This window comes from Streptomyces sp. SA15, from assembly GCF_002291145.1.
Lineage (GTDB): Bacteria > Actinomycetota > Actinomycetes > Streptomycetales > Streptomycetaceae > Streptomyces.
Genome location: NZ_NTGE01000056.1, coordinates 1 through 6,129, shown reverse-complemented (window position 1 = coordinate 6,129; position 6,129 = coordinate 1). Strand labels below are relative to the sequence as shown.

Annotated in this window: 2 protein-coding genes and 1 pseudogene; 1 reads left to right on the top strand and 2 read right to left on the bottom strand. The window is 72.6% G+C overall.

The features are described from left to right. Window positions 1-4,143: FxSxx-COOH system tetratricopeptide repeat protein (fxsT, locus tag CLM62_RS09560; RefSeq protein WP_306457896.1), on the top strand; the 4,143-nt coding region annotated here is incomplete at its 5' end. 147 nt (window positions 4,144-4,290) lie between these two features. On the opposite strand, the gene CLM62_RS09555 is transcribed toward fxsT, so the two are convergent. Continuing rightward, on the bottom strand, window positions 4,291-5,595 hold the full coding sequence (locus CLM62_RS09555; protein WP_095749411.1) for a cation:proton antiporter: 1,305 nt from the start codon (window positions 5,593-5,595) through the stop codon (window positions 4,291-4,293). A gap of 271 nt (window positions 5,596-5,866) precedes the next feature. Next, window positions 5,867-6,129 (bottom strand): annotated as a pseudogene (locus CLM62_RS50720) (hypothetical protein); the annotation flags it as partial.

Here is a 6,129-nt window from a genome sequence, read left to right as displayed (position 1 = left end):
CCCGCCCACCGGCCCGGCCCGGCGGAGACCGGCGCCGCCTTCGGTGAACCGTCAGTGCCCGCCCGGCTGTTACCTCACCCCGAAGGACCCTTCGCGCTGCACGTCGGCCGCCCGCTGCTGCCCGACGACCGACCCCAGCAGGGAACCGGCCGCGCCACGGCCCTGCTCGCGCGTGCCCTGCACCGGCTGGCCCGCCGCATCCCCTCCCGCGACACCCTGGAACTGGACGAGGAGACCACCGCCGAGCAGGGGCTCGTCGACGGCATGTGGCTGCCCTTCCTGCGGCCCGCCCGCACCTCCGCCTTCGACCTCGTGCTGCTCGTCGACGCCGCCCCCACCATGCGGATCTGGGAGGAGGCCACCGCCCGGCTCGCCGAGGCCGCCGAGCACAGCGGCGCCTTCCGAGGCGTACGCACGGTCAAGGTCGACGTGCCGCGCACCGGGACCGCCACCCTGCGCCGGCCCACCGGTCCGGCCGCCGCCGACCCCGCCGAACTCCTCGACGGCCGCGGCGGCCGCGTCTTCCTCGTCGTCACCGACGGACTCGCCCACGGCTGGGCCGCGTCCACCGCCGACGACCTGCTCGGCCGGCTCGCCCACGCCGGCCCCACCGCCCTCGTCCACCTGCTGCCGCCGCATCTGCGCCACCGCTCCTCGCTCTACCCCTACCAGGCGGTCCTGGAGGCCGGCGGCTTCGGCGCCCCCAACGACGCCCTCGCCCACTGGGCGCCGCCCGGCGGACCCGACCCGCTGCGGCCGCTGCCCGCCGCGGGCGACGGCTCCGTCCCGGTGCCCGTGCTGTCCCTCAAGGCCGGCTCCGTCGCCGCCTGGGCCGACCTCGTCACCTCCGAGCGCGGAGTACGCCGCGCCCTGCCCGTCGTCCTGGCCGGCACCCTCACCAAGGGCGCCCCCGCGCCCGGACTGCGCGCCCCCCGCTTCCCACGCGCCGCCACCGCCGCCGTCCGCCGCTTCTTCACCCTCGCCACCCCGGCCGCCCGCCGGCTCGCCACCCAACTCGCCGCCATCCCCTTCGAGTTCGACCTCGTGGAACAGCTGCGGCGGCGCACCATGCCGGAGACCGGCCCCGACCACCTGGCCGAGATCCTGATGGGCGGCCTGATCGACTGGGACAGCGGCGGCGACGGCCGCCCCGAATTCGCCGACGGGGTCCGCGAGGCCCTGCTCGCCACCACCACCCGCAGCCAACTCGCCCGCACCGTCAGCGTGGTGGGCGACCTGCCCGCCGCGGGCGAACGGGGCGTCGCCCTGCGCGCCGCCCTGCGCGACCCGACGGGCACCACGCTGCCCGACCCCGCCGAGCGCGGCTGGGTGCGCAGCGAACTGGCCGTGATGCGCGCACTCTCGGGGCCGTACTCCGAACGCGCCAAACGCATCGAACCGAACCTCGCCAGGCACGGGTCCGGTACGGCCGAACGGGCGGCTGCCAGTTTGCCCGCAGGCTCACTCCCAGAGGTGAACCACACGGGTGGTGGGGGATCATCCGGCGGCGGAGAAGGCAGGGATCCAGCGTCGAACATCCCCGACGGATCTGGAGAACCCCCCGTGCCGAGCCTGGTAACCGACGAGAACCAACACGAAGCCCCGGAGGCTGAGCCGCTCATGCAGAGCACCACGACCGCAACGCCGGCCCTTCTGGTGAACGTTCCCCTGAGGAACACCTCGTTCGTCGGCCGCCAGGCGCTGCTGAGGTCCGTGGAGGAGCAGCTGGGCGCCCAGGACACCGCGGCCGTACTGCCGCACGCCCTGCACGGCCTGGGCGGCGTCGGCAAGTCCCAGCTCGCGCTGGAGTACATCTACACCCACCAGCACGACTACAAGGTGATCTGCTGGATCCCCGCCGAGCGGGAGAGCCTCATCCTGGCCGCCCTCGCCAGCCTGGCCGCCCAGCTGGGCGTCGCCCCGACCGGCCAGGACAGCCTGGGCGCCCCCGCCGCCAACACCGCCGTGCCCGCCGTACTGGAGGCGCTGCGCGCCGGAGCGCCGTACGACAACTGGCTGCTCGTCTTCGACAACGCGGAGGACGTCGAGGCGGTGCGCAACTACTTCCCCACCAACGGGCCCGGCAAGGTCATCGTCACCTCCCGGAACCGCGCCTGGGAACGGGTCGCCACGCCGCTGCCGGTGAACGTCTTCGAGCGGGAGGAGTCCGTCGAGCTGCTCCAGAAACGCTCGCCCGACCTGAGCGTCGAGGACGCCGACCGGCTCGCCGAGGCCCTCGGTGACCTGCCGCTGGCCGTCGAGCAGGCGGGCGCCTGGCGTGCCGTGACCGGCATGCTCGTCGACGAGTACCTCGACCTGCTCGCCCAGCGCAGCCCGGAGATCCTCGAACTCGACCCGGCGCCCGACTACCCGGTCTCCGTCGCCGCCGCCTGGGACATCTCGCTGGAGCGGATCCAGCAGAACAACCCCGGCGCCCGGCAGCTGCTCGACATCTGCGCCAGCATGGCCCCCGAGCCCATCCCGCGGTCCATGCTGCGCGGCAGCCGGGGCGTCAGCATCACGGCCGAGATCGACCCGCTGCTGCGCGAGCCGATCCGGCTGAACCGCGCGGTGCGCGACCTCAGCCAGTTCTCGCTGATCAAGGTGGACCCGCGCTCCGACACCCTGCAGATGCACCGCCTGCTGCAGACGGTGCTCCTGGCCAAGCTGAACCACGACGAGCGGCAGCGGATGCGGGACGCCGCACACCAGCTGCTGTCCGCCGCAAAGCCGGGCCCTTACGGTTCGTCGCTGGAGTGGCCCGCTTACCAGGCACTGCTGCCCCATGTGCTCGCCTCGGAGGCGGTGGCCAGCTCCGACAACTGGGTACGGGACCTGGTCTCCGACACCGTGTGGTTCCTCTACTACTGGGGGGACCACGAGGGTGCCGCGGATTACGCCCGGCAGGCCTGGAACGCCTGGCTCGCAGCTTCCGGCGAGGACGACCTCCAAGTCATTCGCATGACCAAGAGCCTTTCGTTCCTGTTGCGGCAAATCGGACAGGTTCCCGAGTCGATTCCCCTGAGCGAAAAGGCGCTGGAGGCCTCCCGTCGACAGGAACTCGAGCCCGAGGAACTGATCGACTCCCTGTGCAAGATGGCCGACGCCCGCCGCTACCAAGGCCGGTTCCAGGAAGCGCGGGACTTGGGACAGGAGGCCACCGAGCTGGCGCGGTCCCTGTTCGGCGCCGACGACCCCGTCACCTTGAGCGCCACCCACAGCTGGGTCGTCGACCTGCGGCTGTGCGGCCAGTTCAAGGAGGCGCTGCCGTTGGACCAGGAGAACGCCCGGCTGCGTGACCTGCTGTTCGGCCCCGCCAGCTTCTTCACCCTCAACACGCTCAACGGTCTGTCCATCGACATGCGGGAGAGCGGCGACTATCCGGGCGCCCGGGACTTCCAGGAGGACGTCCACCGGCGGGCGCGCACCGCGCTCGGCGAGGAGCACCCGCTCACCCTGCGCATCGCCCGCAACCTCGCGGTGTGCCAGCGCCGCGACGGAGCGCTCACCGAGGCCCGCAAGCTCGCCGAGGAGACGCTGCGGCGCTTCACCTCCCGCTACGGCTCCGACCACTTCGACTCGCTGTCCACGGCGATCAACGTGGCCGTCGACCAGCGCCTGGCCGGGGACCTCGACAGCTCCCGCCAGCTGGCCGAGGCGACGCTGCGGCGGTACGAGCAGCGCCTGGGCGACGACCACGCGTACACCCTGCTGACCCGGGCCAACCTCGCCGCCACGCTGCGGGCGCTCGGGGCGCTCGACAGCGCGCAGGAGCACGAGGACGAGGCGGCACGGCTGCTGGCCGAGCGGGTGGGGGAGCACCACATCACCACGCTGACCGTCGCACTAGGGCAGGCCAACACGGCGTACGCCCGCCTGGACTTCGAGAGGGCGCACGCCATCGACGAGGCGAATCTGCCGCTGCTCGCGGAGGCCGCGGGCGAGGAGCATCCGCTGACGCTGTCCTGCACGGCCAACCTCGCGCTGGACCTGCGGGGGCTGGGGCGGGGGCCGGAGGCGGATGAGCTCCAGCGGAAGGCTGTGGAGGGGTTCAGCCGTGTGTTGCGGGCGGACCATCCGTGGTTGTTGGCTGCGCGGCAGCGGCGGCGGATCGAGTGCGACATGGCTCCGATGCCGTTGTAGTCCCCGGCGCGGGGGGGCGTTGCGTTGTTCACGCCGGGGAGACCGATGCCCTAAGGGGCGCGGGGCTGTGTCGATATGCGGCTCCGCCGCGGGGCGCGACCAGCCCCCACCGGCCCGCACGATCGCCACGGCCAACACCTCGGGGCGTCAGCCCATGTCTGCCACAGGGGTTGTCGTCGTGCCGTCGGGGAGAGGGGGCGTGGGGGCAGGCTGTGGGCGTCGCTGCGACAGGCGGCGGGTCAGCAGGAGTAGCGGCTGGGTCAGGAGTGTCGTGGTCAGGGCCATGAAGACCAGGACCGTGTAGAGGGGCTCGCTCAGCAGGCCCGCCTGGAGGCCCGCGTTGAGGGCGATCAGTTCCGTGAGGCCGCGGGCGCTCAGCAGGACGCCGACCGTTCGCGCGTCGTCGCGGCCCAGTCCGCCCAGCCGGGCCGCCACCGTCCCGCTGCCGATCTTCGTGGTCACCGCCAGCACCGTCACCACCAGCAGGGCGACCCATCCCGTGGCGTCCATGCTGTTCAGGGCGACGGACTGGCCCGAGACGACGAAGAAGAAGGGCAGCAGGAGAGAACTGACGTCGTGCAGCGGGCGCAGCAGGTCCGGGTCCAGCGTCCCGCCCTCCTCGCGCGGCACCACGACCCCCGCCAGCAACGCGCCGAAGATGACGTGCAGCCCGACGGAGTGCGTCACCCACGCCGACCCCAGGGCGAAGCCGATGAGCAGCGCCAGCCGCAGCGAGGGCTCCATCCGCGTCCGCGTCCCCCACAGCAGCTTGCGCAGCAGCGGGCGTGCCGCCACCAGCATCAGCGCGGTGAAGCCGACCCCGATCAGCGCCCGCCACGGCCAGCTCAGCGCGTGCCCGTCGCCGTCCAGCATCGTCCCGGCCAGCACCGTCCACCCGATCACGTCGAGCAGCCCGGCCGCGGAGACGGCCACCACCCCGGGCACCGTGGGCGCCAGCCCGTTCTCCCGCACTATGGCCGTCAGCACCGGCACCGCCGTTATCGACAGGGCGATCCCGGCGAACACCACCATCGCGGGGGAGAGGTCCCGCGGCATTCCGAGGTCGTACAACTGATCCCGGAACAGCAGCGCACAGCCGCTGCCCACCGCCATCGGCACCACGAAGGCCGCCAGCGCCACCGTCACGGCCGTGCGTGCCCGCGTCCCCAGGACCTTCAGATCCAGCTCGTAGCCCACCGCGAACAGGAACACCACCAGCGCGAACTGCGCGAACCCGGTCAGCGCCCCAGAGATGTCCTCGGGAAACAGTGACCGGTGCGCGTCCGGGGCCACACTGCCGAGCAACGAGGGACCCAGCGCTATGCCCGCTGTCAGCTGACCCACGATGTAGGGCTGTTTCAGCTTCCGGGCCAGCCAGCCGGCCGCGTGCGCGGCCACCAGGATCAGGGCCGAGGCACCCACGAAGTGCATGACCATCGCGTCAGGGCTCACGCAGTCCCCCTGTTGTCCAGTTGTCGAGGCCGTCCGTCCGGCCAGGGGAGGGCCTTCGCACGCGTGCTCGACCCCAACCTCCTTATGATACTGGTAAGTTGACGTCGTATCGGCAGTCGTACACAACACTGCACCGGTGTCACGGGGGGCACATGACGGCGGTCGTCTTCATCCATGGGACAGGGGTGCGCGAACCAGGCTTCTCGAAGCTTGCGGGGCGCGTGGCGGCCGGCCTGACCGCGCTGCGCGACGGACTTCGCATCGTGCCGTACTACTGGGGAGGCACGCACGGCGCCACGCTCGCCGCAGGCGGGGCCAGCCTTCCGCCGCAACCGGGCGGCACGGCCCGCGGCCTCGCGGAGACCCCGTACGCCCCCGACGCCCCCGGTGCCGCCGACGACACGACGGCCGCCTGGGCCGCGGCGCGGCGGGCGCCGTAGCGGCGATGGACCGCCTGCTTGGTGACCCCGAGGGCGGAGCCCACCGCGTCCCACGAGAAGCCGAGTGAGCGGTCGAAGTCCACGGCGGCCGTGA